The organism is Streptomyces sp. NBC_00878 (assembly GCF_026341515.1).
Classification (GTDB): domain Bacteria; phylum Actinomycetota; class Actinomycetes; order Streptomycetales; family Streptomycetaceae; genus Streptomyces.
The window spans coordinates 2,252,628-2,278,718 of record NZ_JAPEOK010000001.1 but is presented as its reverse complement, the minus strand read 5'-3'; the positions used below and the strand labels follow the sequence as shown (position 1 = coordinate 2,278,718).

24 protein-coding genes and 1 pseudogene are annotated in these 26,091 nt (G+C 70.2%); 10 read left to right on the top strand and 15 right to left on the bottom strand.

All coding sequences use genetic code 11. The annotated features are described in order from the left end of the window. Positions 1 to 20: 20 nt before the first annotated feature. Both OHA11_RS09240 and OHA11_RS09235 read right to left on the bottom strand, forming a co-directional pair. Positions 21 to 698 (bottom strand): class I SAM-dependent methyltransferase, encoded by a 678-nt coding sequence (locus OHA11_RS09240; RefSeq protein WP_266493953.1) that lies wholly within the window; start codon positions 696 to 698, stop codon positions 21 to 23. Between the two features lie 338 nt (positions 699 to 1,036). Next, on the bottom strand, positions 1,037 to 2,626 hold the full coding sequence (locus OHA11_RS09235) for a carboxylesterase/lipase family protein (protein WP_266493950.1): 1,590 nt from the start codon (positions 2,624 to 2,626) through the stop codon (positions 1,037 to 1,039). A 288-nt stretch (positions 2,627 to 2,914) separates the two neighbouring features. Between OHA11_RS09235 and OHA11_RS09230 the strand changes: the two genes are divergently transcribed. After that, positions 2,915 to 3,943, top strand: coding sequence for a LacI family DNA-binding transcriptional regulator (locus OHA11_RS09230; protein WP_266493949.1), 1,029 nt, complete (start codon positions 2,915 to 2,917; stop codon positions 3,941 to 3,943). 12 nt (positions 3,944 to 3,955) lie between these two features. On the opposite strand, the gene mmuM is transcribed toward OHA11_RS09230, so the two are convergent. Further along, positions 3,956 to 5,008: a homocysteine S-methyltransferase gene (gene mmuM / locus OHA11_RS09225; RefSeq protein WP_266493947.1), complete on the bottom strand. Its 1,053-nt coding sequence runs from the start codon at positions 5,006 to 5,008 to the stop codon at positions 3,956 to 3,958. A 222-nt stretch (positions 5,009 to 5,230) separates the two neighbouring features. Between mmuM and OHA11_RS09220 the strand changes: the two genes are divergently transcribed. After that, entirely contained in the window at positions 5,231 to 5,497 is a 267-nt protein-coding gene (locus tag OHA11_RS09220) for a hypothetical protein (protein ID WP_266493944.1), read from the top strand. A 32-nt stretch (positions 5,498 to 5,529) separates the two neighbouring features. On the opposite strand, the gene thrS is transcribed toward OHA11_RS09220, so the two are convergent. Both thrS and OHA11_RS09210 read right to left on the bottom strand, forming a co-directional pair. Continuing rightward, the gene (gene thrS, locus OHA11_RS09215; RefSeq protein ID WP_266493941.1) at positions 5,530 to 6,819 is read right to left on the bottom strand and encodes a threonine--tRNA ligase; all 1,290 of its coding nucleotides are present in this window, start codon (positions 6,817 to 6,819) and stop codon (positions 5,530 to 5,532) included. A gap of 237 nt (positions 6,820 to 7,056) precedes the next feature. After that, a complete protein-coding gene (locus OHA11_RS09210; protein WP_266493939.1) occupies positions 7,057 to 9,135 on the bottom strand; it encodes an autotransporter in 2,079 nt (692 codons plus the stop codon). Positions 9,136 to 9,451: 316 nt separating this feature from the next. On the opposite strand from OHA11_RS09210, the gene OHA11_RS09205 reads away from it, so the two are divergent. The 3 genes from OHA11_RS09205 (at position 9,452) to OHA11_RS09195 (ending at position 13,855) form a co-directional block, all read left to right on the top strand. Then, positions 9,452 to 10,864, top strand: coding sequence for an RICIN domain-containing protein (locus OHA11_RS09205; RefSeq protein WP_266493936.1), 1,413 nt, complete (start codon positions 9,452 to 9,454; stop codon positions 10,862 to 10,864). Positions 10,865 to 10,909: 45 nt separating this feature from the next. Next, positions 10,910 to 11,977 (top strand): rhamnogalacturonan acetylesterase, encoded by a 1,068-nt coding sequence (locus OHA11_RS09200; RefSeq protein ID WP_266493933.1) that lies wholly within the window; start codon positions 10,910 to 10,912, stop codon positions 11,975 to 11,977. 90 nt (positions 11,978 to 12,067) lie between these two features. Next, positions 12,068 to 13,855 carry a DUF2264 domain-containing protein gene (locus tag OHA11_RS09195; RefSeq protein ID WP_266493931.1) on the top strand — a complete coding sequence of 596 codons (1,788 nt, stop codon included), beginning with the start codon at positions 12,068 to 12,070 and terminating at the stop codon, positions 13,853 to 13,855. A gap of 9 nt (positions 13,856 to 13,864) precedes the next feature. On the opposite strand, the gene OHA11_RS09190 is transcribed toward OHA11_RS09195, so the two are convergent. Next, the gene (locus OHA11_RS09190; RefSeq protein WP_266493928.1) at positions 13,865 to 14,287 is read right to left on the bottom strand and encodes a hypothetical protein; all 423 of its coding nucleotides are present in this window, start codon (positions 14,285 to 14,287) and stop codon (positions 13,865 to 13,867) included. A 202-nt stretch (positions 14,288 to 14,489) separates the two neighbouring features. On the opposite strand from OHA11_RS09190, the gene OHA11_RS09185 reads away from it, so the two are divergent. Continuing rightward, entirely contained in the window at positions 14,490 to 14,909 is a 420-nt protein-coding gene (locus OHA11_RS09185; RefSeq protein WP_266507049.1) for an NUDIX hydrolase, read from the top strand. 9 nt (positions 14,910 to 14,918) lie between these two features. Beyond that, positions 14,919 to 15,301, top strand: a pseudogene (locus OHA11_RS48500) (DUF6192 family protein). Here the strand turns inward: OHA11_RS48500 and OHA11_RS09170 are convergent. From OHA11_RS09170 to OHA11_RS09140, 7 genes are all read right to left on the bottom strand, one after another. Further along, positions 15,288 to 15,794 carry a hypothetical protein gene (locus OHA11_RS09170; protein WP_266493923.1) on the bottom strand — a complete coding sequence of 169 codons (507 nt, stop codon included), beginning with the start codon at positions 15,792 to 15,794 and terminating at the stop codon, positions 15,288 to 15,290. The pseudogene OHA11_RS48500 and the gene OHA11_RS09170 sit on opposite strands and share 14 nt — an antisense overlap. Positions 15,795 to 16,050: 256 nt before the next feature. Continuing rightward, the gene (locus OHA11_RS09165; RefSeq protein WP_266493921.1) at positions 16,051 to 16,788 is read right to left on the bottom strand and encodes a hypothetical protein; all 738 of its coding nucleotides are present in this window, start codon (positions 16,786 to 16,788) and stop codon (positions 16,051 to 16,053) included. Between the two features lie 16 nt (positions 16,789 to 16,804). Beyond that, positions 16,805 to 18,199: a hypothetical protein gene (locus OHA11_RS09160; protein ID WP_266493920.1), complete on the bottom strand. Its 1,395-nt coding sequence runs from the start codon at positions 18,197 to 18,199 to the stop codon at positions 16,805 to 16,807. 363 nt (positions 18,200 to 18,562) lie between these two features. Next, positions 18,563 to 19,324: a type 1 glutamine amidotransferase domain-containing protein gene (locus tag OHA11_RS09155; RefSeq protein WP_266493918.1), complete on the bottom strand. Its 762-nt coding sequence runs from the start codon at positions 19,322 to 19,324 to the stop codon at positions 18,563 to 18,565. A 154-nt stretch (positions 19,325 to 19,478) separates the two neighbouring features. Then, positions 19,479 to 20,102, bottom strand: a complete 624-nt coding sequence (locus OHA11_RS09150) for a TetR/AcrR family transcriptional regulator (RefSeq protein WP_266493917.1) — start codon at positions 20,100 to 20,102, stop codon at positions 19,479 to 19,481. 51 nt (positions 20,103 to 20,153) lie between these two features. Next, positions 20,154 to 20,393, bottom strand: coding sequence for a hypothetical protein (locus OHA11_RS09145; protein WP_266493916.1), 240 nt, complete (start codon positions 20,391 to 20,393; stop codon positions 20,154 to 20,156). Positions 20,394 to 20,499: 106 nt separating this feature from the next. Beyond that, complete coding sequence (locus OHA11_RS09140) at positions 20,500 to 21,825, bottom strand: jacalin-like lectin (protein WP_266493915.1); 1,326 nt, start codon at positions 21,823 to 21,825, stop codon at positions 20,500 to 20,502. Positions 21,826 to 22,109: 284 nt separating this feature from the next. Between OHA11_RS09140 and OHA11_RS09135 the strand changes: the two genes are divergently transcribed. Together OHA11_RS09135 and OHA11_RS09130 are read left to right on the top strand one after the other, a co-directional pair. Next, entirely contained in the window at positions 22,110 to 23,819 is a 1,710-nt protein-coding gene (locus tag OHA11_RS09135) for a PHP domain-containing protein (protein ID WP_266493913.1), read from the top strand. Beyond that, the gene (locus tag OHA11_RS09130; protein WP_266493912.1) at positions 23,816 to 24,316 is read left to right on the top strand and encodes a hypothetical protein; all 501 of its coding nucleotides are present in this window, start codon (positions 23,816 to 23,818) and stop codon (positions 24,314 to 24,316) included. The genes OHA11_RS09135 and OHA11_RS09130 overlap by 4 nt, the downstream gene beginning before the upstream one ends. A gap of 1 nt (position 24,317) precedes the next feature. On the opposite strand, the gene OHA11_RS09125 is transcribed toward OHA11_RS09130, so the two are convergent. Together OHA11_RS09125 and OHA11_RS09120 are read right to left on the bottom strand one after the other, a co-directional pair. After that, entirely contained in the window at positions 24,318 to 24,569 is a 252-nt protein-coding gene (locus OHA11_RS09125; protein ID WP_266493910.1) for a DUF397 domain-containing protein, read from the bottom strand. Beyond that, the gene (locus OHA11_RS09120; protein ID WP_266493908.1) at positions 24,566 to 25,402 is read right to left on the bottom strand and encodes a helix-turn-helix transcriptional regulator; all 837 of its coding nucleotides are present in this window, start codon (positions 25,400 to 25,402) and stop codon (positions 24,566 to 24,568) included. Before OHA11_RS09120 ends, OHA11_RS09125 begins: the two co-directional genes overlap by 4 nt. A 113-nt stretch (positions 25,403 to 25,515) precedes the next feature. On the opposite strand from OHA11_RS09120, the gene OHA11_RS09115 reads away from it, so the two are divergent. Then, positions 25,516 to 25,956, top strand: a complete 441-nt coding sequence (locus OHA11_RS09115; RefSeq protein ID WP_266493907.1) for an ATP-binding protein — start codon at positions 25,516 to 25,518, stop codon at positions 25,954 to 25,956. The last annotated feature ends 135 nt before the right edge of the window (positions 25,957 to 26,091 follow it).

The window sequence follows — 26,091 nt, the reverse complement described above, 5'->3', positions numbered from 1 at the left end:
GCGCTGCTGTTCCTTCGGCGTCAGAGGCGGCGGACTCGGACAAGCCACGCCGCGAGGTCGACCGGTCCGCCGGCCGGCAGACCGGCCTTTACGGCCACCTCGGAAATCTGCTCGGTGATGTGGCCCTGGTAACGGGCCGGCTGCAGATCTTCCAATTCCCAGCCGTCACCGAAGGATTCACGGATCACGGAGTCGCCGATCTGTGAACTGAGACCCGGTTCGGTATCGGCGTGCGCCAGGATATGGACCCGGCCGCCGGGATTGCAGAGCTTGTGCAGAACGTTCGCATAGGCCAAATGGGCCCCGATGTCCCGGCCGTATGCGCCGAATCCATGGAACAACGCGCAGTCCACGATCGTGTCGAACGCGGGTGTGAGCACGGGGTGATCGTCCGGGCGGAGCATGTTCGCGACCTCGAACCTGGCGTTGGGCACCCCCTTCTCGGCGGCTGTGCGGCGGGCGTAGGTCACCGCGCCGGGAGAGAGGTCGACACCGACCGCTTCGTAACCGAGCTTGGTGAAAAGGATCGTATGTTCCCCGGAGCCGCATCCCGGTTCGAGCACCCGGCCGCGAATCCACCCCTCGCGTTCCAGCGCGGCGATCGCCGGCTGCGGTTCACCGATGAGCCACGGCGCGGTTTCGTCGTCGTACATGGAATTCCAGAATTCGGGATTCTCAAATCCGGCGGTCTCAGTCATGGTTCCAGTGTTCCCCGCCGGTCCCGACCGCGAGGGCGGGACAAGGTCAACTCTGCTGCATCGCGCGGGTTGGAAACCCGTCCCCGGGCTTGGGCGGGCAGGTAGGAGGCTGCGCCTGAGGTATCGCGCGGTGAGAGCCGCGGCCGGAGTTCGCCTGCGGGCGCGTGGGGGCCGGTCGCGCAGTTCCCCACGCTCCCAAAGACGAAAGGCGGGGGCGCAGCCCCGCCTTTCAGGGGCGCGGGGAACTGCGCGACCAGCTCCCACCGGCCCGCCCCCGCACAACCGGCCGCTCCCTGTGAGGAGCCGCGCCCTGTGAGGGCGGGCGGACCTCGCGGCCGTCACACCCGCCGCGTACCCCCTGACCGCCGAAGCCGCCGCACGACCGACAACGGTGCCGCACCCGGCTTATGCGGCTTCTGCGGCGTCTGCGGCTTCTGATCGGCAGGGGTGGCCGCACCATCCTCCGAGGTGGTGAACTCGGCCTCCCACAGGGCGAGTTCCCGATCCCGAGGCCCGTGCACGACCGCGGGTTCCCCGGCCCCGAAGACCCGTACCGGATGACTGGCATCCCACACCGGCCACCCGGGATCCCCCTCGACGGCGAACCGCACCCACGCCGCGTGCATCTCGTCGGCGAGAGCCTGCGGCGCCCCGGGCCCCGCGAGCTTCACGGCCTCGGGCACGTCGGCGGTGTCGAAGACGAAGCCGAGCTCCAGGGCGTGACAGGCGCCGAGGCCGGGGACGTTGGAGGGCCAGGCGAACTCGTAGACGTACGAGGCTGCCGGGTGGGCGTCCGCCAGGCGGTGCAGCGGCACGCGGAGCAGATGGTCGGTGACCAGCTGGCCGACCAGGTCGGCGGTGCCCGCGTCGGGATGCGCCAGCCGGTAGCCGCGCGGGACCTCGGGGCCGCAGTGGCAGCGGGCCATCGCGCCGGCCAGGGCGACCGGGCCCAGCCGGTCGATGCGCTCGACGAGCCCGGTGGGCGCGAGCCACAGCCGGTACTCCTCGCTGGTCCAGCCCAGCAGCAGGTCGACATCCCGGGCCGTACCGCCCTCCAGCAGCACGTCGAGCGGGTCGCGCGGCACGAGGTCGCCGTCGACCACGATGCCGAAGGCGGGACCCCCGAGGACCGGGCTCGCACGGCGGCCGGCCTCGGCCTGCGCCTCGGCCAGAGCGGCCCGGTCGACGGCCGCGAACGCCTCGGCGGTCGCGGGGATCTTCAGCCGGGCGGCCATCCGCCGCACCAGGCGCCGCACCTTGTCCCGTTCCGTCGCCTCGGGCGGCCCGCTCTGCAGCGCGGCCCGCCGGAACAGGCCCTGGGCGCGCGGGCTCGCCAGCAGTGCCCCGATGCTGATCGCGCCGGCGGACTCGCCGAAGACGGTCACGCGGTCCGGATCGCCGCCGAACTCCGCGATCGCGTCGCGCACCCACTCCAGCGCCGCGAGCTGGTCGCGCAGGCCCAGGTTGGCGGGGGTATCCGGGAAGAGGCCGTAACCCTCCACGCCCAGGCGGTAGTTGAGGGAGACGAACACCAGCCCGTCACGGGCGAAGGTCCGGCCGTCGTACACCGGTACCGCCGACGAGCCGCGGGTCAGCGCCCCGCCGTGGATCCACACCATGACGGGAAGACGGGCGCCGGGGCCGGGCTCGGGCGTCCACACGTTCAGGTTGAGGATGTCGTCGCCCGGCACGACCGGGTCGGAGAGCAGCTTCGCGAAGGCTTCGGAGTACGGCGGCTTGGGCGGCGTGGGCCCGAACGCGCCCGCGTCGCGTACGCCGTCCCACGGCTCGGGAGGGACGGGCGGCCGGAAGCGGTGGGGGCCGAAGGGCGGGGCGGCATAGGGGATGCCGCGGAAGACGGCGAGGCCGTTCTCGTAACGGCCTCGTACGGCACCGTAGGGCGTGCTGACCACGGGACCCTCGGTCATTCCACCATCTCCTCACCACAGCGGGACGAACCGCGAGCGCTACCCCCCAGGGCATCACAAATCGCCCGTGTCACACAGCACCAAAAGGTCGAAATCCGCCGTGTGGCCGCCCATTACCCGCTTGTTCGGCATTTCGAAAGTTTCGTCTCCGCGAAATTCTTTCGTCTCCATGGAATTCCGCTGAATACCGGCTCTTCCACGGCGCAGTACAGCGGCCCTACTGTAGGAAGCGCTTTCTACCCGAAACTTTCGCGGCCCTCGGGACGGGGCCAGGAGAGGTGGGCTTCCATGGTGCGTACCGGGAGCGTGGCCGGGCCGACCCTCGCGGTCGTCGCACGCGAGGCGGGCGTGTCCGTGCCGACGGCCTCCAAGGTCGTCAACGGCCGGGAGGACGTGGCGCCGGACACCCGCCGCCGGGTGACGGAGGCGCTGGACCGGCTCGGCTATGTCCGCAGACCCCGGTTCGACGCGGTGAAGTCGCCCGGCCTGGTAGACCTCGTCGTCCACTCGCTGGAGAGCTCCTGGTCGGGCGCGATCCTGCACGGTGTGGAGGAGGCGGCGCACGACGCGGGCCTGGAGGTGGTGGTCTCGGCGGGTCTGACCCGGACCCGGGGCGGCCGGCCGGAGCGCGGCTGGCTGGACAAGCTGTCCACACGTGGCTCCTCCGGCGTGCTGTTCAACCTCGCCGAGCTGACCGCGTCCCAGTACGCCTGGCTCGACCAGCACCGCATCCCGTTCGTGCTGATCGACCCGGTGCTCGAACCACCGCCCGGGGTCGTCTCGGTGGGCGCGGCCAACTGGCACGGCGGGGTGACCGCCACCGAGCATCTGCTCTCCCTCGGCCACGAACGCATCGCCGTCATCGCCGGCTACCGCCGCAAGATGTGCAGCAGCGCGCGCGTCGCCGGGTACCGCTCGGCGCTCGCGGCGGCCGGACTGCGCCACCGCCCCGAGTACCTGCGCTACGGCAGCTTCGACGAGACCGCCGCACACCGCCGGATGCTGGAACTCCTCGATCTGCCGGAACCGCCCACGGCCGTCTTCGTCTGCTCGGACCGTATGGCCCTGGGCGCGTACCGGGCCCTCGCCGAGCGGGGCCTGTCCGTCCCGGACGACGTCAGCGTGGTGGGCTTCGACGACCTGCCCGAGGCCCACTGGGCCTCACCGGCCCTGACCACCATCCGCCAGCCGCTCTCGGAGATGGCCGCGACGGCACTGCGCCTGCTGGTGCGCATGATGGCCGGGGAGCAACCGGAGGGGACGCGTACGGAGCTGTCCACGCGGCTGGTGGTACGCGCGAGCACGGCGTCCCGCTGACCGCGCCCGCCGTCACACGGAGTCGAGCGGGCCGAGTGCCTCCGCGATGCCCCCGATGCCCCCGGTCTTCGTGACCCCCCAGACGCCCCCGGTCTTCGTGATCCCCGCGATTGCGGTGATCGCCGTCGGCCCGACCCGGCAGCACCCGCCGATCAGCCGTGCCCCGGCCCGCTCCCAGCCGGTGACCTGGTCGGTCGTGAAGGTGGAGCCGCCGGTCCACGCGCGTGCCTCGGCGTCCCAGGTCTCGCCGCTGTTCGGGTAGACGACCACGGGCTTGCCGGTGACGCGTACGGCGGTCTCCACCGCGTCGGCCACGTCGTCGGGGGCGCAGCAGTTGACGCCGACCGCGATCACCTCGTCGGCGTCGGCGGCGAGCGCGAAGGCCTCCTCCAGCGGCTGCCCGGCCCGCGTCCGGCCCCCGGCGACGCTGTACGACAGCCACGCCGGTACGCCGAGTCCGCGCACCGCCCGCAGCAGGGCCCGTGCCTCGTCGGCGTCGGGCACGGTCTCAAGGGCCAGGACGTCGGGGCGCGCCTCGGCCAGTGCCTCCACCCGGGGCCGGTGAAACCGCTCAAGCTCGGCGACGCTCAGCCCGTACCGCCCCCGGTACTCCGAACCGTCGGCGAGCATGGCCCCGTACGGCCCGACCGATGCCGCCACCCAAAGCGGCGAGCGCACGCCCTGCCGCTTCCCCTTCTCCTTCTCCTTCTCCTCGGCCTGCCGGGCCGCCTCGCGGGCGAGTCCGACACTGAGGCCGAGCAGTTCGGCCGCCCGCTCGTGGGAGATGCCGCGCCGCGCGAAGCCCTCGAAGGTCGCCTGGTAGCTGGCGGTGATCGCGACGTTGGCGCCCACTTCGAAGTAGGCCAGATGCGCCGCGGTGATCGCCTCGGGCCGCTCGACGAGCAGCCGCGCCGACCACAGCTCGTCACTCAGGTCGTACCCGGCCGATTCGAGCTGATTGGCCATGCCACCGTCGAGGACGACGGTGCCGGTGTCGAGCGCGAGCGCCTCGGCGAGGGTGCGCGGGGAGGCGTGAGAGGAGCCGCGGGCGGAGTCGCTGGTCATGTCTCGACGCTAGTCGAGGGGGTGGCGGATGCCTGTGTGGGTCCAGTGCTCGAACAGAATGTCCAACATGCGGGAGGCGGCGTCACCAGCCGGATCTGCGGGACCCGCGGGACCCGCGGGCCTCCGCCCACGGTGAGCCGCGGTACGCGCGGGCCCCTCGGTGGCGTGCCGCGCGGTGAAAGAGGACGCTGGATGCAGGGGCACGTGAGGGAGAGGCACCCCATGGCTCAGAGCAGCACAGACCACAAGGCACACACGCCGTTCCTTTCGCGCCCCGGCGTCCGCCGCCTCATTCCGTTCGTTCTGATCACCGCGATCGCGCTGATTTTCATCTTTCAGAACAGCACGAGTATCGAGATCCGCCTTCTCATCCCACTGGTGACCATGCCGATGTGGGGTGCCCTTCTGATCGCCTGGGGCCTCGGCATCCTGGCCTGCGCCTTTACTCTGCGCCGACGCAGGAACCGGCATTCACGACGGACACGGTAGGTTCCGCGGGCGCACAGTGAGGGGAGAAACCCTCAGGCCGACCCGTCCCACAGTTCGGTGCTGTGGGCCCCGGCCAGTGACGCGATCCGGTCGATGACCTCCTCGGCCGGGCGCGGATCGAGGCGGCGGCCGTCGCGCAGTCGTAGCGCCACCCGGTCGTCGGCGGCCTCCTTCGGGCCGATCACCGCCTGGTACGGGGCCAGGCGGGTCTCCCGGACACGGGCGCCCAGGGTGCCGCGGTCCGGGCCGATGATCTCGGCACGCAGGTCCCGCTCGGCGCAGCGGTGGGCGAGGGCGGCGGCGTTCGGGAGCTGCGCGTCCGAGATCGGCAGGATCGCCAGCTGGGTCGGGGCGAGCCAGGCCGGGAAGGCGCCGCCGTGCTGCTCGACGAGGTGGGCCACGGCCCGTTCCACGCTGCCGATGACGCTGCGGTGGACCATGACCGGCCGGTGCTTGGCGCCGTCCGCACCGATGTAGTGCAGGTCGAACCGCTCGGGCTGGTGGAAGTCGACCTGCACGGTGGAGAGGGTCGACTCCCGGCCCGCGCCGTCGGCGACCTGGACGTCGATCTTCGGACCGTAGAACGCGGCCTCGCCCTCGGCCGCCTCGTACGGCAGCCCCGAGCCGTCCAGGACCTCGGTCAGCAGCGCGGTCGACCGCCGCCACAGCTCGGGCGCGGCCACGTACTTGCCGCCCGGGCCCGGCAGGGAGAGCCGGTAGCGGGCCGGGCTGATCCCGAGCGCCTCGTACGCCCGGCGGATCATCGCCAACGCCGCGCCCGCCTCGTCGGCCACCTGGTCCAGGGTGCAGAAGATGTGCGCGTCGTTGAGCTGGATCGCGCGTACGCGGGTGAGGCCGCCGAGTACGCCGGACAGCTCGGAGCGGTACATGCCACCCAACTCCGCCATTCTGAGCGGGAGTTCGCGGTAACTGTGGGAGCGGGAGCGGTAGATGACCGCGTGGTGGGGACACAGGCTGGGGCGCAGCACGACCTGCTCCGAGCCCAGTTCCATCGGCGGGAACATGTCCTCGCTGTAGTGCGACCAGTGCCCCGAGATCTCGTACAGCTCCCGCTTGCCGAGCACCGGCGAGTACACGTGCCGGTAGCCCGCCCGCCGCTCCTCGCCGCGGATGTACTCCTCCAGGGTGTGCCGTACGGTCGCGCCGTCGGGCAGCCAGTACGGCAGCCCCGCGCCGATCAGCGGGTCGGTGTCGAACAGGTCCAGCTCACGGCCGAGCCTGCGATGGTCGTGACGATTGCCGTGCTCGTTGCCGTGCTCGTTGCCGTGTTCGTTGTTGTTGTCGTTGCTGTTGTCGTTCACGGTCGTGGTCTCCTCGCGGGCGGGAAGTTCCGGGCGAGTGACCGGGTACGCCGAAGCCCCGGGGCACTCGGCCCCGGGGCTTCGGACTGGCTCATCGGTCAGCGCGCCGGGACACTCTCCGGCGTCGTCGTCATCTGGGCGCGCTTCATGACGGTGAAGGTAGCAAGGGGGTGGGGGAGTGCGCGCGGGGTTTTTCCCGCTGCCGAGTGACCCGTCATCCCGCTGCCGAGTGACCCGTCACCCCGCGGACGCATGCCGCCCGCCCCTCCGCCGTCCTCGCCGACGCTTTGTCACCGGGATCACCAGCAACACCAGCAGGCCCAGTGCGGCTGCGATCGGCCACCAAGCACGCGTCAGGGCGCTCTCGTTGGCCGCGTTCTGCGTACGGGTCACCTTCGGTGTGGCTGACTCCGCTGCTGCTGCGGCGGCGGCGCGGGCGGTCGCCGAGGGGCTCGCGGTGGTGGCGGTGGTCAGGACGACGTCGTTGCCGTCGCCGCCGCGGTAGCTGATCCGGTATTCGGTCCCGCCCGCCTTGACCGTGGCGCCCTCCTTGAGCCCGGTGAACGTACCGGTCGTCTTCGCCTTGCCCGCGTGGTCGATGAGCGTGACCGTCTTTGTCTTCGCGTCAGTCTTCGCCTTCGAGGAACTGACCGACTTGGCGTCCAGTTTCCCCGCCAGCGTCACCTTGCCGCCGACCTTCAACGCCTCGGCCCCTACGACGAGTTGACCGCCCGCGCGCTGCGCGTAGTCCCCTGTCACCGTCACACCGCCCGAGACCTTGCCCGTACTCGTCACCGTGCCGACGACCTTGCCCTTGCCGGAGAGGGACGTGGTCAGGGTCAGCGCGGCACCCGGTGCCTTACGGACGTCCAGCAGTGCGGCGGGCGTCGTGAGGCGGATCGCCCTGCTGCGGGCCAGGCTCGTTCCGTCGAGCGCGAGCGTGCCCTTCGTGACCGTCGTCGCCCCGGTGTACGTCACCGACGTGCCCGTCAGTGTCGTCGTCGCCGCGCCCGACTGTGTGAGCGAGCCGCTGCCGCTGATCCGGGAGAGCGTCAGTGGCTTGGAGGTGTTGCGGAGTACCAGCGACCCGTCGTTGACCACCTTGTAGAGGTCGCCCTTGGTGTGCAGCCCGCCGTCACCGCCCGCCTTTCCGCTGCCCAGCCGCAGGACCGCGCCCTTCTGGACGGTCGTGGAGCCGTTGTAGTACTGGACGGCGGCGAAGGTGACGTCGTTGCCCTTCGTTCCCTTGATGACGATGTCACCGGCGCCGGGTGCGGAGAGTGTGTCGTGGAACCGGCCGCCGCCGATGGGTGCGCCCAGTGTCACCGGCCCGTTGTAGTCGAAGGTGAGCAGTGAACGGGACCTGGCGGCAAGCAGGTTGATGTAGACGGTGTCGGCTGTCCCCGGCATGAAGATCTTGTTCGTGGTCCCGTCGCCCCACTGGACGTTGGCGCCCTTGATGTTGGTACCGCGCTTGTTGACGTTCTTCGTCGCGGGCCGCCAGTTCAGGGCCGGGTCACTGAGCGAGGGGTTGGTGTCGCCGCCCTGGTTCGACCAGCTGTACTGGCCCGCCAGCACCACCTTGCTGCCGGGGCGCGACTGGACGTTGATATCGCTGCCGTACTCCCGCTGGTAGAAGTTCTGCCGCAGGGTGATCGTCTGGCCGAGCGGGGTGTCCACGGTCCAGGTGCCCTGGTTGAGGATGGCCCGCGCGTTCGGCAGGGACACCGGGTACTCGGACTTGCCCGCGTCCATACCGGTGCCGTTGTCGATCACCCCCGTGAACGGGTGGGTCCCCGCGAGGTCGAGCTTGCCCCACATGAACCGCGGCTGGCTGACGAGCCCCGAACCGCTGATCGTGCCGAGGTTGAAGGTCCGTACGAGCGACAGGCGCAGTGTCCCGTCGACCTTGATGTTGAGCTGGTTCAGCTGGTAGCCCGGGGTGTTGTACGGGAAGTGCCCGACCAGACCCGTACCGCCGCCCGTGCCGTACTGGAGGGTCGCCCCGCGCTCGACGGTGATCGCGGGCGGGTCCGGGTTGGTCACGGTGGTGTACGGGTGGTTGCCGCCCTCGGTGTTGACCTGCTGGCGCTGCCGGGACTTGGGCAGGGTGAAGTCACTGTCCTTGGCCAGGACCAGGGTGCCGGAGCCGCGCACGGTGAGCGTGCCCTCGCCCCGGAACACCCCGTCGTACGTCGTCTCCCCGGCCGGCACGGTCACCACCGTGTCGCCGCTCAGCGTGACGTCCCGGTCGGCCAGCACCGCCGCCGTGACGTCCTTCGCCCCGGCGGGCGCCGCAACTGCGGCCGGTGCCATGACTCCTGTCGCTACGACAGCGAGCGCCGCGCCCGCTCCCGCCGCGCGTTCACGAATCCGTGCCGTCCGTACGCCAATCCCTGCCGCCCGTGCGCCGATGTTCTTGTTCACATCGACGGAGACGGGCACGGGCGGGGGCGGATAACAAAAACTTCGCTCCGATGTTTGTTTCCTCGGTTCGGTCCCGACCGTTGACCTCCCCGTAACACGCCCTTACCTTTTCGGCGTTCGGAATGGCAGATCTTGTGCGAAATGCCGAACGCTTCTGTTTCCTTTTGTGCCCCAACTCTGTGTGTCCCCAAGGAGAGTGTGTGAGATGAGACGTGCGTACGCGGTACTCCTCGCCCTCTGTCTGGCGCTGGCCGGTGCACTCGGCACCGCCGGTCCGGCCCAGGCGGCACCCCAGACCGTCACCAACGGCACGCAGTTCACCGACACCAGCGGCAACCCCCTGCACGCACACGGCGGCGGGGTCATCAAGGTCGGCTCGTACTACTACTGGTTCGGCGAGAACCGGAACACCGACAACACCTTCCGGTACGTGGACGCCTACCGTTCGACGGACCTGAAGAACTGGGAGTTCCGCAACCACGTCCTCACCGAGGCGAGCAACCCGGAGCTGGCGACCGCGAACATCGAGCGGCCGAAGGTCATGTACAACGCGTCCACCGGCAAGTTCGTGATGTGGATGCACAAGGAGAACGGCGTCGACTACGGCGAGGCCCGCGCGGCGGTCGCCGTGTCGGACACGGTCGACGGCAACTACACCTGGCAGGGCAGTTTCCGGCCGCTCGGCACCCACATGTCCCGTGACATCACGGTGTTCGTGGACACCGACGGCGCCGGATACATGATCTCGGCGGCCCGCGAGAACTACGACCTCCAGATCTACCGCCTGACGGCCGACTACACGGGCATCGCGAGCCTGGTCGCGGACCCCTGGCACGGCGGCCACCGCGAGGCCCCGGCGCTCTTCAAGCGGGGCGGCGTCTACTTCATGGTGACTTCAGCCGCCACGGGCTGGAGCCCCAACCAGCAGCAGTACGCCACCGCCACCAGCATCGCCGGTCCGTGGACGGCCATGACGAACGTCGGCGACTCGACGACCTACGGTTCGCAGGCCGCGTACGTCCTTCCCGTGCAAGGGAGTTCGGGCACCTCGTACCTCTACATGGGCGACCGCTGGGGCAACTCCTTCGGCGGCACGGTCAACGACTCCCGTTATGTGTGGCTGCCGTTGACCTTCCCGAGCTCGACCACGATGTCCATGTCCTGGTCCCCGGAGGTCACCCTCGACACGACCGCCGGGACCGTCACCGGCACGAGCGCCACCTACAACACGCTGATCGCCCGCCACTCCGCCAAGTGCGCCGACGTGACAAGTCAGTCGCTCTGGTCGGGAGCCCAGATCAAGCAGTACACCTGCAACGGCGGCAACAACCAGAAGTACTGGTTCAAGTCCGTGGGCAGCGGCTACTACCAGCTGAACGTCCGCAACAGTTCCCTGTGCGTGCAGGAGAACGCCGGCACGGTCACCCAGGAGAACTGCAACTCCTCGGCGACCAGCCAGCAGTGGTCCCTCACCACGACCGGCTCCTACGTGACCATCACGTCTCGCGCCAGTGGCGAGTGCCTCGACGTGAACGGCGCGTCCACCGCCGACTCCGCCGCGATCATCACGTACACGTGCAGCGGGGCGACCAACCAGCAGTGGACCCGAGGAACTTGAGGACTTTGAGGGACGTGAGGGACGTGAGGGAATTAAGGAGTCGCGTTGAGACGGACGACGATCACCCTGCTGGCCGCGCTGACCATCGCCGCGGCCTTGTCCGCAGTCCCGGCCCAGGCCCATACCCGTGGCATGGGGACGGGTACGGGGATGGGGATGGGGATGGGGATGGAGAACTGCACCGCGGCGGCCTGCCACTTCGACGTCGCGCCCGGCACGTACGACGTCCGCGTGCGGCTCGGCGGTGACACCGCGGCGAGCACCGGTGTCACCGGTGAGACGCGACGCACCCTGCTCGCCGAGACGCCCACCGAGGCGGGCGAGCCGGTGACGCGCGCCTTCACCGTGAACGTCCGCACGCCCGAGGGCGAGCCCACCGGAGCCGCGGGCACGCCCGGTCTCGACCTGGTCATCGGGGGCGCGGCGCCCGCGCTCGCCGACATCCGGGTCACTCCGGCCGCCGCCCGGCACACCCGACAGATCTTCCTCGTCGGCGACTCCACGGTCTGCGACCAGCCGGGCGACCCCTACTCCGGCTGGGGCCAGCAACTCCCGCAGTACCTCCGCGAGGGCGCCTCGGTCGCCAACTACGGGGATTCCGGGGAGAGTACGGTCACCTACCTCGCCGACCCGCGGCTCTTCGCGACCGTCCAGCCGCTGATCCGCAGGGGTGATCTCGTCCTCGTCCAGCTCGCCCACAACGACAAGCAGACCGACGAGGCGACGTACCGCGCGAACCTCGAAACACTCGTCGCGGGCGTACGGGACAAGGGTGGCCGTCCGGTTCTGGTCACTCCCATCGTCCGCCGCTGGTTCAACACTGACGGCACCCTCAACAACAACACGGCCCTCCTGGTGAACGGCCTCGGCGTGGACCACCCGGCCGTCACCCGCTCGGTCGCCGCCGCGCACGACGTGCCCCTCATCGACCTCACGACCAGGACAAAGGCCTTGGTCGAGGCACTGGGCGTCGAGGGCTCCAAGGCGCTCTACCTCTACAACGAGAAGCGGGACAACACCCACACCTCCGCGCACGGTGCGACGGTGTACGCGGAACTCGTCCGCGACGAACTGGTCGCCCAACACCTGGTGCCCGAGCGCCTGGTGAGGTGAGCTGGACTCCTGGGGCGTCCCGACCGGAACCGGGGCGTCCCAGGTCACACATCCCAGGTCGCACATCCGAGCGAGACAGGAGCCCGACCGATGTCCGCAGCCCCCGCCGGCGTTCCCGCAGGAGTTCCCGCCGTGGAGCCGTACGCGGCCGAGGACCGCACCCTCAGCCCGTACACCGGCTACACGCGCGCCCACTGGGAGGCAGCCGCCGACTCGCTGCTCGCCGCCGTGGAACCGTACGCGACCGGGGACCGCGCCCTCTACCACCTGCCCGGCGAGCACCCGAGCTGGTCGGGCCGCCTCTCCGACGGCCTGGAGGGATACGCCCGTACGCTGATGCTGGCGGCCTTCCGCCGCGACGAGAAGGCCCTGGAGCGGTACGCCGAAGGACTCGCCGCCGGGACGGCCGGCAGCTGGCCGCGCATCGAGGACCGCAGCCAGCCCCTTGTCGAGGCCGCCTCCATCGCCCTCGCCCTGCGCCTCACCCGGCCCCTCCTCTGGGACCGGCTCGACGACGGCGTACGGCAGCGGGCCGCGGCCTGGCTCGGCGACGCCCTGACGGCCGAACCCTGGCCCTGCAACTGGGAGTTGTTCCCGGTGACGGTCGGCGGCTTCCTGGAAGAGATCGGGTACGAGCCCTCGCTGTCCCGGGCCGCGATCGAGCGGGGCCTGGACCGTATCGAGCAGTGGTACGTCGGCGACGGCTGGTACACCGACGGCGACGGGCGCGCCTTCGACTACTACAACGGCTGGGCGATGCACTTGTACCCGGTGCTGCATGCCTGGCTGGCCGACGACCCCCGTCTCCTCGACCTTTACGGAGGGCGGCTGTCGGCTCATCTCGCCGACTACGCCCGCCTGTTCGGGGGTGACGGCGCGCCGATGCACCAGGGCCGCTCGCTGACCTACCGCTTCGCGACGACGGCCCCGCTGTGGCTGGGCGCGCTCACCGGCCGTACGCCCCTGGCGCCGGGGGAGACGCGACGGCTGGCGTCCGGCGCGCTGAGGTACTTCCTCGACCGGGGCGCCGTGGACGACCGGGGCCTGCTGACCCTGGGCTGGCACGGCCCCAACTCGGCCGTCCTGCAAGGCTATTCGGGCCCGGCGTCCCCGTACTGGGCGAGCAAGGGCTTCCTCGGCCTGCTGCTGCCACCGGACCACGAGGTGTGGACGGCGCCCGAGCGGCCCCGACCGGCGGACCGCGAGGACGGGACCCACCCGATCGGCCCGCCCAACTGGCTGCTCCAGTCGACGAGTTCGGACGGCCTGGTCCGCCTCCACAATCACGGAAGCGAGGACGTACGCTACGACCCCTTCTATACGCGGCTGGCGTACTCGACGGTCACGGTGCCCTCAGCGGCGTACGCGTACGACAACACCGTGTCCGTGGGCGACGATCCGAGCCGTACCGGCATCGAGCCGCTAGGCGTGGGCGAGGGCTGGGCGGCCTCCCGGCACACGACGGCCTCCGGCGCCCGCGTCACGAGCCTCGTGCTGGCCGAAGGCGCGGTGGAGGTACGGGCGTTCCGTGTGTCCGGCGCGCCCGAGGGGACGTCCGTACGGATCACGGGATGGGCGGTGGGAGACGGTGGTGTGCAGGCAGGGGGCGGCGGCCTGCGGGCCGAACTCAGGCCCGCCCACGGCCTGTTGGACACAGCCGAGGGACTCACGGGTGTCACGGCCGCCGCCGACACCGTCTTCGTCGCGTTCGCCCGCCTCACCGCCGAGCCGGACCCGGCCCCGCTGGAGGACTCGGTGGCTGTGACCACCGTGGACGGGACGAACGAGATCCACGTCCGCTGGAGCGGCGGGCGCGAGGTGCGGGCCCGGCTGGCGGACGGGGCGGTCGCGGTCAGGACCGCGCGGCCGGGCGCCTGAGCGCGCGGGTCACAGGCGCGGTTGCTGCGGCAGTCGCGTGATCCCGACGAACGTCGCCACGGACGCCGCCGTCGCCGGAGCGAAGGCGGCGAACTCGTCCCAGTGGGCATCGTCGAGACCCGGTACCACCGCGGACAGGAGCCAGGCGAGACCCCAGCAGACCACCCAGGCGGTCAAGAAGGCCGGCCAGCGGTGCCGCACCCCCTTGATGACGTCGTCGAGCGCGGCCACCCCCACGACGACTGTCATGGCCCACGGAGTCAAGGCCTCGTCGTCCGGGGTGAACACCGCGAAGAAGGCCCCCACGGCCAGACCGAACAGCCACACCCGCACCAGAGGCATCACCGGAGCGGGACGGCGTGGCATGTCCCGCGGCAGCCAGAAGAACCGCCGCACGCTCTGGACGAACCCATACCTCCCCTTGTCGGCCATCGCACCGCCCCCCCGTTCCACGCGCGCACTGGTCCTGGCGCTGCTTGAGACGCGCGAGCCGAGGAACAGGTTGCACGGAGGGAGCCGCTTCAGCCGGGCCTCCGAAGCCGGACGCGCCGGGGCCGGCCCTGGTACGGTTGACGTTTTCGTGGGTATAGAACCCCCTGGACTCCGACCGGCGAGGGACCGAGGAACCATGGACATGGACATCCCCGGCGACAAGCGACTGGCCGCCGCCGTCGTGATGCACAAAGGCCGTGTGCTGTTGGTGCGTCGCAGTGAGACCGAGCGGTTCCTGCCCCTCGTGTGGGGCGTGCCCTGCGGCAAGCTGGAGCCCGGCGAGAGTCCCGAGGACGGTGTGCTGCGGGAGCTCAAGGAAGAGACCGGGCTGCTCGGCGAGGTCGTCCGGAAGGTCGGCGAATCGTCGTTCGTGAGTGAGTACCAGGGACACGAGATCAAGAACTGGCAGGACAACTTCCTCGTCAAGCCCCTCTCCCGGCACATCACCCTGCCGAAGCCGGACCAGGCGTACGTCTGGCTGAGCCCCGCCGACCTGCACAGCGTGGAGATCGACGCGTACAACCTGGACATCGTCCGACAGGCCCTCAGCAGGTGTTTTTGATCCCTGGCCGTGAGGTGCGTGCGCCAGGATGATCTGAGGTGCGGGGCGAAACGGGTCGTCGGCCAGCGGGTCGACCGGCCGGTCACGGCGGATGAGAAGGTCCAGGCCGTGGTTGACCTGACCCGGGACGACGAGGTCGCAGCACAGGTCGCGACCGATCTGCTGAAGCGGCCGGCGGTCACCGAGCACGTCACCCGGCCGAACGGGTGCGGGTCGTCACGGAGCTGACCAGGGACGACACCGTCGCCCAGCAGGAGACCACGGACCTGCTGCGCTGCCCTACCGTGACCCGCACGACAAGCCTCATCGTCCCAGCTCGGAAGGCACTTTCGCGTTTCCGCTCAAGATCCGGACACTGTGGCAAGGGGAAAGCGCAGGCTAGATGTTGTTGATCTGAAAGGAGCCGATGCGGTCGTTCGCCCAGTCGCCCACGTAGGGCGTGTCATAGCCCCAGTAGGTTGCGCAGCAATCGCCGTCATAGCGGTACGCCGACTGGAAGTTGCAGCTGCTGTACGTCCTGAACGACGAGATCGACCTGCTCCACAGGCCGGTGTTCAGCTTGTAGCCCGACAGGTCACAGGGGCCGAAGTCGCCGAACACCATGGTCGAGTCGCCGCCGTAGTTGGCGTGCTCGTACCAGGACATGAGCGGTGTCCGGGCGCTGTTGCGCGCCGCTGCTGCCGTCGCCCGGTCGTCGGTGCAGGTCCGGCTCTTCACCCGGGAGGTCTTCTCGCCCGGCTTCACCGGCTCCACGACGATGGTGCAGTACTTGCCCTCCGGTGTCTGCGGGGTCTGCGAGGCGGACACCGGCGGCGCCAGTCCGACGAGACCGATGAACGAGGCGGCCACGGCAAGCGTGGCGGCGGTACGAATGCGCAGATGCATGGCACTCCTTCGGATGCTGTGCATGTCTTCTCCCTGGCCCAAGGGCGGACGGATCTCGCGGATCGGCTCGTTGCCGCAATGCCCGCCTGCCGGGACCTTCGTCATGTCGTCACAACGGCTACGTAGCGGCCAAGAGGTCCCCCGAGCCAGCGCCTCGAACTGTAGATCGTGTCAGTGACGTCGCGTCCCTGACAGATGTCAGGGTGTGGCATGCGCCCCTCACCGGGGAAAAGGCCCTCTCACGAGCTTCTGACCCTCACGAGCTCCTGAGCAGCTCCGCCAGCGCGTTGAGCTCGGCCAGATAGTCGGCCACGTCGAGTGGCACCTTCGGTACCGCCCCCGGATGCGGGCCCGCCGCCGTGAACACGTCGGTGTGCCGCCGCCGTCCGCTCCCCGTCTCCAGGAAGAGCGTCACCGTCGGCTCGGCCGTGTCGCACCACGCGCGGTGCAGGGTGTGCGCGGGAAGCGCGTAAGTACTGCCCGCCGTGTACTCCGCGACCTGAGTGAGGTGCAGCCGGGCCGGGCCCGTCGCCTCCAGCCGCCAGTCGGCCGACTCGCCCGTCAGGGACTCCAGATAGCGGTCCGCCTCGATGCCGCCGTCCTCTCGGGGCGTCTCCCGGGGCGCGTACAACTCCATCGCCAGCCGCCCCCGTACGACATAAGAGGCGAGTGGGGAACGGTGGTTGTGGATGTCCTCCTCGCCGATCGCCCCGCGTCCGGGATGCCACAGATGGGCGCGCAGCTTGTGGTGCGGGCCGCCGTCGATGAGCAGGAGCTTGTCGAAGCCGAGAACATGGCGGTACGAGAGCCGGGCGCAGGCGTCCGGATCGCCCTCGCCGGAGGCGAGTTCGGCGGTCAGCTCCAACAGGCGGTCGGGGGAGCCCAGTTCGGCGACGACCGCGCGGGCCGCCAACACCCTTTCGTGCTCGGGCAGTTCGCCGTCCAGTGCCTCGGCGAGCAGCCGCCGTGCCGCCAGGACCTGCCGACCACCCATGCACGTTTCTCCCGTCTCAGCCATTCGGTTGGTATACCCATACGGCATGCGCCCGTAGCGCCGAAAGGCCTTGGTAGGTCATCCACATGGGGCGGCGCAGCTCGCTGCTGTCGTCGCGGACCCAGGTCCAGATACCGTCCGTCTGCCCCGCCCACACCGCGCTCACCGCGCCGTTCAGACGCTCACGCCACTCCTCCTCCAGGCCGTCCTCGCGGGCGATGTCGCGGGCGCCGGGAGTGAGCAGGGCGCGGACGATCCAGGAGGCCGTGAAGTGCCGTACGTTCAGGACCTCGTGGCGGGACGGGTCGTCGGTGCGGGGTCTGCGCACCTCCTCGCGGAGGTTGGACAGGTCGAGGCAGGCGTCGTGCGGGGCGTCCGGACAGGCCAGCAGCCAGCGCACGCCGTCCTCACGGGCCGCGCGGCCGTTGGCGCTCTCGCCGCCCAGGACGCGGGCCGCGCGGTCCAGGGCGACCACGGCCTGCGCGGTGTGCAGCGGCGACGGCGGGCCGTGCAACGGCGCGAGCCGGTAGCCCCAGCAACGGCGGTGCTGGCGACGCGGATCGGTGACCGCACCCTCGACGAGGGCGTCCCGCAGCAGCGGCAGCGTGTCCGAGCGGGGCGCGGCGCGCAGCAGACCGCGCAGCACGGTCGTCACGACATGCGTCAACGACCGCCCCGCGCGGTCGAGTTCATGGGTGAAGCCCGCCTCGCAGTGCGCCACCTCCGCCGCCAGCCGCTCCCGGGAGGCCCCCGCCCGGGCCAGCGCGCCCAGCACCAGGGCGGTCACCTCCGGGCGGGCCTCGGAACCCTGCGACCGCGCCGACCAGCCGCCGTCGGGCAGCCGCAGCCGCCACAGCGTGTCCACCAGGTCGCCCGCGCCGATCCGGCCCTCGGGCATCCCGAGGTCGAGCATGATGTGCAGGCCGTACGCCGTACCCACGGAGGTGGGTCGGCCGGGGCCGCTCTCGCCGAGGGAGTGCGACCATCCCGTGAGCTGCCCGCGGACCGGGTCGTCGACCACGCAGACCTGTTCGGCGAGCGTGTCGTACGCGGTGGAGAAGAGCTCGGGGAGCGGTCCGGGCCCCGACAAGGACGGAGTGGTCGGCGTCAACTGGCCTGGTGGTACGGGGGTGTTGTCCGTGTCCGCGTACCGGGTCCGGATCAGTGCCGCCGACAGCCAGGCCGCCACGGCCGTGCCGAGTCCGCTCACCACCGCGATCGTGTACCGCGCGGACTCCCCGTCGACGCTGTCCGGCAGCACCCCGACCAGGGACTGGAACACCGTGTAGCCGGCGGCCACGCAGCCGAACCCGCCGAGCCAGCGCACCAACCGTGCGGGCCGTGGGCCGTGCGGCACATGCGGTTCGGGATCCGGTCTCAACGGGCCGCGTCGGAGCTGCTGTTGGGACAAGGCGCGCTCCATCCCCCAGGGCGGCACGTGGCACCGGCGAAGCTTCCAGTCTAAGTGGTCAACGCTCGAAGTCCTTCGGGGGTTGACGCGAGGAGAGGGAGTGTGGCGAGACTGGCGCGGGTTGTCGTGGTCGTGGGGTGAGACTGCTGGACATCCTCGCCGCCACTGCTCGTTGGCGCGAGTCGCCGGTCGCGCAGGTAGGGGTCTCGTTGAGGTGCGTGTCAACGACACCCCCAGGGTCCGGACGGCGACGCGGGGCATTCGTCAGCCCCCGGCCACGATCCTGGCCCCGAACCTGATCACGAACCCGACTGGGATCCCGGTCCCGAGCCCGATTGGGACCCGGAGCAGGACCCCGGCTGATCAGGCCTTCGGGGACTGAGCCGCCCGCAGTATCGCGTCGAAGCGCCGGGCGAACAGATACGCGTCGCCGGGCCAACGGGCCGACAGATAGCTGCCGTCCTCCACGACGAAGGCGTGGCTGTCGTCCGTCGCCGTGCCACGTCGGCTCAACTCCCGTGGGCCCCGGACGAACTGCTCGGGGGAAGCGAGCGCCGAGCGGACCTCGTCCTCCACATACGCCGGATACGTACGGTAGTAGCGGCCGAGCTTCCAGGAGGTCAGGGCGTACGCGCTGCGTTCCATGTACTTGGGCAGGCACGTCGTACGACGGCCGTGCAGCAAGCTGCGCCCGGTTTCCTGGTCCTCGGTACGGGCCAGGACCAGGACGCCGTGGCAGATGGCGGCCACCGGGCGGGACAGCGCCCAGAACGCGGCGACCTTCTCGCGCAGTGCCGGAGACCCCAAGTACTGCCGCATTCCGGGCGCGTGGCCGCCGGGCAGCAGCAACCCGTCGTAGTCGCCAGGCCCGATGGCGTCCCATGCGATCGTCTCGCGGAACTCGGGGCTTTCGGAGAGCTGCCGGTAGAACTCCTTGGGCTCGGGTTCCGCGCCGAGTTGGCCGAAAAGTACGCCGGTGAGCAGCAGCGGATCGGCGGCCGGGACGGTCCCGGCGACCTCCGTGGCGAACGTGACCCGGTGACCCGCGTCCGTCAGCAGCCGCCACGGCACGGCGACCTCCGTGACGTCGAAGTCGTGGTCGGGGAGGGGCATGAGCACACGCATCGGTTTCTCCTGACAGCGGTCTGAGGGTGAGGGCCGGTGGAGCCCGTGAGGGCCCGAAGCTACGTCGAACGTTCCGTCGGCCTTCGGGACGCCTGGGGCGGAGAGGGGAGACAGTGTCGCAACGAGGGCCGGCCTGCCGTGGACGTCGTGGCGGTCACTCATCCTGTTTCCCACGCGCGGTCAGTGTTCCAACAGAACGCGGCCAGTGCTCCAACAGGCCATGGAGGGCTTCGACGGTCCGGTTCCAGGACGTCCGTACGTCACGGGGGGCGCAGAAAGCGCCTGTGGCCTCCAGGGCGCAGTAACCGTGGAAGGTGCTGCGCAACAGGCGTACGGCATCGGTGAGATCAGGTTCGTCGAGGCCGTACGCGCGCAGCATGCCGTACGTGATCTCGGCGGTCCTCCGGAAGGCGGGGAACTCGGCGACGAGGGTCTGGTCGATGACGAGGGTCTGGTCGATACGGATCTGGGTGGCCGCGTACCGCCCCGGCCGCTCCAGCGCGTACTCCCGGTAGGCGTCGGCGAAGGCGGCCAGGGCGTCCTTGCCTGCGCGCCCGGCCACCGCCGCGGCGATTCGGTCGATCATCTCGCCCCCCGCGAGGAGCGCGACCCGGGTCCGCAGGTCGTTCAGGTTCCTGACGTGCGAGTACAGGCTCGCGTCCTTCACCCCGAAGCGCCGGGCCAGGGCGGACAGCGTGACGTTCTCGAAGCCGACCTCGTCCGCGAGGTCTGCCGCCGCCATCACGACACGTTCCGTGGTGAGCCCTGCTCGGACCATGAACGATCACCCCCGTACACAGCCGCCGACCTAGAGCCTCTAGGCAAAAAGTTAGCATGCGTAGGAATGGCGGGGAGGGACACGGCCGATCGGGTTCCTCGGCCGCAGCAGGATCAGCACCGACCCGACGGCGATCTCGGCGACGCTCACCACGGCCAGGGAGATGACATAGGCGGGCTCCGACGCCGCCGCCCGCGGGTACGCGTGCGGCAGCGTCATCACCCACAGCGCGAAACCGTTCGCGGCGGCGCTGGAGAGCGCCATGGCCCAGACGACCGCACGCGTAGCCATGTCTCCATAGTGCAGCGGACCGTCGCCTGCCGCGCCTGTCCAAGTCCCGGCGGAGCCGGGCGGGTTGCCCGCCCCGTCCGGGACCTGGGGTCTTACCAGGGCTTGGTCAGGCGATAGGTGCGTACACCACGCCCAGCTTGTCGATCTCGTCGCCCGAGCGGCCCGTGAAGCCGACGATCTGCCAGCCTGCCGGGGCCGTGTACGTCACGGTGTCGGTCGTGGCCGAACCGGCCGTCACCGTACGGGACTTGTCGGTCGTGAAGGCGGCCGAGAAGACGCGTGTGCGGCCGTCCTTCTGCCCCCGGGTGAGCTTCACGGACGTGAGGTGTTCACCCGAGGCGAGGGTGAGGGAGGCGGCCGTACCGCCCGTACCGCCGTGGGTCAGGGACGTACCGCCGTCGAGCGTGAGCGACACCGCGTCCAGGCGGGAGCCGCCGCGCAGCGTGAGCGTGCGGGGCGAGGGCGTGGCCGGGAGGTTGTCCGCGTCGTTGAAGGCGGTGCCGTGCGGGCCGCCGAACGTGTCGCTCGCCCGGAGGTTGGCGGGCAGCGTCCATGAGAAGTCGACCGTGTGCGGGAAGTGGTCGGAGAGGTTGCCACCGGCCGAGTCCAGGAATTTCGCCCAGTCGTTGTTGTAGCGGGTGGCGGAGAGGTTCACCAGGTCGCTGCCCCGGTAGAGGACCTTGTCCACGACCTCGCAGTCGTTCGTCGGCGCGGTCGTCGGGCAGACGATCGCGTCGCTGCCCTGGGCCGGGGCGTTGCCGCCGCGCACCAGCTGGACCCATGCGTCGGTGAGACCGTTCGCGCTCCCCAGCAGGCGGATGTTGTCGCCCGCGCGGGTGTAGCGGGTGTTGGTGTCGCCCATGACGATCACCGCGTTGCCCGAGGAGTTCGCGGTGATGAAGGCCGAGAGCTGCTCGACGTTCGCGCGGCGGGCGGCGTGGGCCTCGTCCGTGTCGTCCGCGTTCGTGTGCACGTTGTAGAGGTCGACGAAGACGCCTTCCGCCAGCCGGACCCGCGCGAGCGAAAAGCCCTTGGGCGTAAGGCAGTTGGTGCCCGTGCAGTCATTCCACTGCACCCGCTCGAAGTCGTCGAACTCGTAGTCCGAGAGGGTGTTGAGCCCGTCGCCGAAGGGCACACCGCCACTGGTCGCCGTGCGGTACGGGTGGTTGTCGCCCGCGTACAGCGCCGCGTGGTAGTTGAAGTCCTCCTGCACGTTCACGATGTCGTACGCCCCGAGCCGCGGGGAGATCAGCGGGGTGTTCACTTCCGGGTTCCCGGAACTCAGCACATCCGGGAGGCCCGCGACGTTGTACGTGAGGACGTTGAAGGTACCGGAGGAGGGGGCGGCGGCCGTGGCGGGCGCCGTGGCGGCTGCCGTGAGCCCTGCGATGGCCAACGCGCCGGCCATCAGCGTGCCGATGAGTCTTCTCATGATGAGGGTGTCTCCAGTCGGAGGAAACGGTGGGGAAGAGCGGTGACGAGCGGTGACGAGCGGTGGTGAAGAACCGTGGGGGAGAGCGGAGGAAGCAGAACGCTGCTCAGGTTCGAGTTCAACTAGTGTGACGTACAAGGGTAGTTGGGGGAACTGTGAGAGACGAGGCGAGCCGCCGCGTCAGAGTCGTCCTGTGATCACCCTGGCGTTGTCCAAAGTTCATGTTTCGCATCGAGTCTCCATACGCGCGTCCGCACCGGCGGCGCCGGACACAGGAGGCCGACATGGGGCACAGCCACGGGCACGGACACGGGCACCACCATCACGACCACGACCACGCTGACGAGGGCGTTTCGAGCCTTCCGGCCGCCTTCGACACCGCCGTACCCGACGAGGCCCTGACACCCGACCAGCGGTCGCGCCGCTCCATGCTGCGCCGCGCGGGTCTGCTCGGCGCGGGTCTGGCGACCGCCGGAGTGCTCGGCGGTGCGGCGAGCGGGACTGCCGCCGCCCAGCCGGCGGCCGGCGGCCGGAGAAAGAAGGGCTTCCTGTGGCTGGCCGGTGACCACCACATCCACACGCAGTACAGCAGCGACGGCAAGTACCGCGTCGTCGACCAGGTCCGCCAGGGCGCCAAGCACGGCATGGACTGGCTGGTCATCACGGACCACGGCAGCACCACGCACGCCAAGATCGGCGTCGACAAGGTCAACCCGGACATCAAGGCCGCCCGCGACGCGTACGAGGACACCCTCGTCTTCCAGGGCCTGGAGTGGAACATCCCGGGCGCCGAGCACGGCACGGTCTTCGTGCACCCCGGCAAGAACGAGGTCTCCGTCCTCAAGCAGTTCGAGACCGACTACGACGGCAGCGTCAAGAACGCCTCCGACTCGACGCCCGCCAACGAGGCGCTCGCCGTCGCGGGCCTCGCCTTCCTCGGCGAGCAGGTACGGCAGCGCAAGGTCAAGGACGCGCTGATGCTCGCCAACCACCCGGCGCGGCGCGGTGTCGACTCCCCGCACGAGATCCGCGCCTGGCGCGACGCGACCCCCGCGAGCCACCAGGTCGCCGTCGGCTTCGAGGGCGCGCCGGGCCACCAGGCCGCCGGTATCCCCGCCCCGCTCGGCATGGGCCGGGCCCGTGGCATCTACGACAACAACCCGAGCGCCAACTCCTTCGCCGCTTACCCGCCGGAGAGCTACCGCACCTGGGGCGGCTTCGACTGGATGACCGCCACCGTCGGCGGCCTGTGGGACAGCCTGCTCGCCGAGGGCAAGGCCTGGTGGATCAGCGCCAATTCCGACTCGCACCAGGTCTACGCGGACACCGCCGCGCGAGGCGGCGGCGACTTCAACGCCAACGGCCGTTACGACGACCCGGTCTACGGTGGGAAGATCGACATCACCCAGGGCGACTACTGGCCCGGCCAGTACAGCCGCACCCACGTCGGCTCCGAGGACTTCTCGTACGCCGCCGTCATGGACGGCATACGCGCCGGCCGCGTCTGGGTCGACCACGGCCAGCTCCTCAGCGGCCTCGACGTCCGCCTCTCCGGCGGCAGCCGCTGGGCCACCCTCGGCGGCGCGCTGCACGTCAGGAAGGGCACGAACGTCACGCTGACCGTGGACATCGCCCTTGCCGACGGCCCCAACTGGGCAGGCTTTGTCCCGAAGTTGGCCCGCGTGGACGTCATCCAGGGTGACGTCACCGGCCCGGTCGCCGACAAGGACACCTTCACCGCGCCGACCGCCAAGGTCGTCAAGTCGTACGAGGTCAACAAGTCCACCGGCACGGCTCGGATCACGTACTCCCTCGGCCGCGTCGACCGCCCGCTCTACGTCCGCCTGCGCGGCTCCGACGGCAAGCGGTCCGCCGTCGGCTCGCGGGGTGCGGCCGTCGACCCCGCCGGTCCCGCGATCGACGTCGTCGGCGACGCCGACCCGTGGAACGACCTGTGGTTCTACTCGAACCCCGTGTGGGTCCTGCCCGCGTGAACCAGCACGTCATCACGGTCGACACCGACGTACGCGACCTGCGCGCGGCCGACCACCTGCTGCTGGCGCTGGCCGCCGAACTAGCCCTCGGTGAGGGCGAGTTCGGCTGCACGCACCTGGTACGCGGGGACCGGCCGCGCGTGGTGCTGTCCTTCGCGACGGCGTCCGAGGAGGCCGTGCGACTGCTCACGGCCAAGGGGTACGAGGTGACGACCGGCGCGCCCGACGAGGTGGGCCGGGCCGTCGTGTACCCCGGGTCGGCCGCCCTGACCGGCACGGTGACGGTCGAGGAGCTGCTGTCCGGCTCCGCGATCGACCGCGTCACCGTGCTGGGGTCGGCGGGTGAACCCCCGCCGGACCAAAGGGTGGTGACGAGGGATCACGTCCGCCCGCAGTGGCAGGACGGCGAACTGGTCCTCACCCTCATGCCAGCGGTGGGAGGGGTACTGGTCCCGTTCGAGGTCCCGGACCCTACGCCGTGCTGCGCGGATCACTGACCTACGACGACTTGGCCAACTCCACGAAGCCTGCCCAGGCGGTGGGGGAGAGGGCGAGCCGGGGGCCGCGGGTGTTCTTGGAGTCGCGGACGTGGATGGTGGTGGGGGAGGTGGCGACTTCGACGCAGTCACCCTCGCTCCCACTGCTGTACGTTGACTTGTGCCAGTCCAGGGCCACTTCGAGGCAGTCGTCGCCCTCTGAGCCGCTGTAACTGCTCTTGAACCAGGCCAGTTCGGTCATGCTCGTGCTCATAGCGCCCCTCGCATCTGCTGGAGCAGGCTCATAGTGTCGTCTGGCGTGAGAGCCTGTGAGCGCATCTTGGCATAACGCTGCTGGAGCACGCTGATCGCTTGTCGGTCACTGATGAGGTGGCCGGTCTTCTGGCCTTCTGCGTAGGCGAGCCATTCGTTCTCAGGGGTCTCCAGCAGGTGCATGGGGCCGTCGAGACCCGCGTGAACGGGCTGCCGGAGCGGCATCAGCTGGATCTCGACGTTCCAGTGCCGGTCATTCAAGCCAAGCAGGTGGTCGATCAGCCCCCGTGTTACGTCCTCGCCGCCCGTGTGCCGTTCCAGGACGGACTGTTCGACGATGAAGCTGAATGTCGTGGGCCGCCCCCGGCTCGTGCTGAGCAGCTCCTGTCGTGCGAAACGAGCGGCCACACGCTGCTCGACCTGCTCGTCGGTCGGCCGTTGCGGCACGCTCCAGATCACCGCTCGTGCGTACGCGTCCGTCTGCAACAAGCCTGGAAGTACCCGGCATTCGTACGTGTAGAGACTGATCGCCTGCTCTTCCAGGTCCGCCCATTTGCGGAACCAGGAAGCCAACCCCGGGTCCCGAGTGGCGTACTTCGCCGCCGCCCGCAGCACACCGAACGCGTCTAACACCGCCTCCGCCCGCTCGACATACTCCCGCGTGGGGAAGCGGCGCCCCTGCTCGATCGACGCCACCGTTGACGGGTGGTACCGCACCAGCCCTGCGAACTCCTCCTGTGTCAGACCCGCCCGCTTGCGGAACGCCTTGTGAATGAGCCCGAACGTCTTCAGACTGTCCGACGGCTCCGGCTCGTTCGTCGTGCTGTTGGTCATCCAGACATGGTCACTGACCGTCACCCGTACTGTCCACAGCGTGAACTCGTACAGCGCGCAGCGTACGAGTGGCGAAGCTGGTCGACGGCCCCTCGCCCCGGGACCGTTGACCCATGCGAGGAGACATCCGGGTCCAAGTGCCCGACACCGTACGTACGTTCACGCAGCTCTTCAGCTGCACCCCGCGAGGGGCCCGGCTCGCGCGGCGGCTGGTCGCGAACCGGATGGACGTGTGGGGGTTCGCGTACGACAGCGAGGCGAGCGAGTCCGTGGCGCTGGTCGTCGCCGAGCTCGCGTCGAACGCCGTGCGTCACGGGCGGGTGAGGGGCCGCGACTTCCGCGTACGGCTGGTGCGGCGGGCCGACGAGGACGTCGTACGCGTGGAGGTGGCCGACGCGCGGACCGAGCGGAGACCGGTGCTCCAGGAGCCGTCGGGCGAGGGCGGGCGCGGGCTGCTGATCGTGGCCGCGCTGGCCGAGCGGTGGGGAACGGACCTGTGCCTGGGCGGGACGTACAAGGTCGTGTGGGCGGAGGTCCGCGTGCCGTGCGGGTGACGCCTCGGGCGGGCCTGTCGGCCGGAACCGTGGTGACAGTCCCAGCCGACAGCGCTCCCCCTGGAAGAAGGTACGCAAGCGGCGGCGCGGCGAGTCTCCACATCCCGCCCGGCCCGTCTCCGATTCGCGACCGAA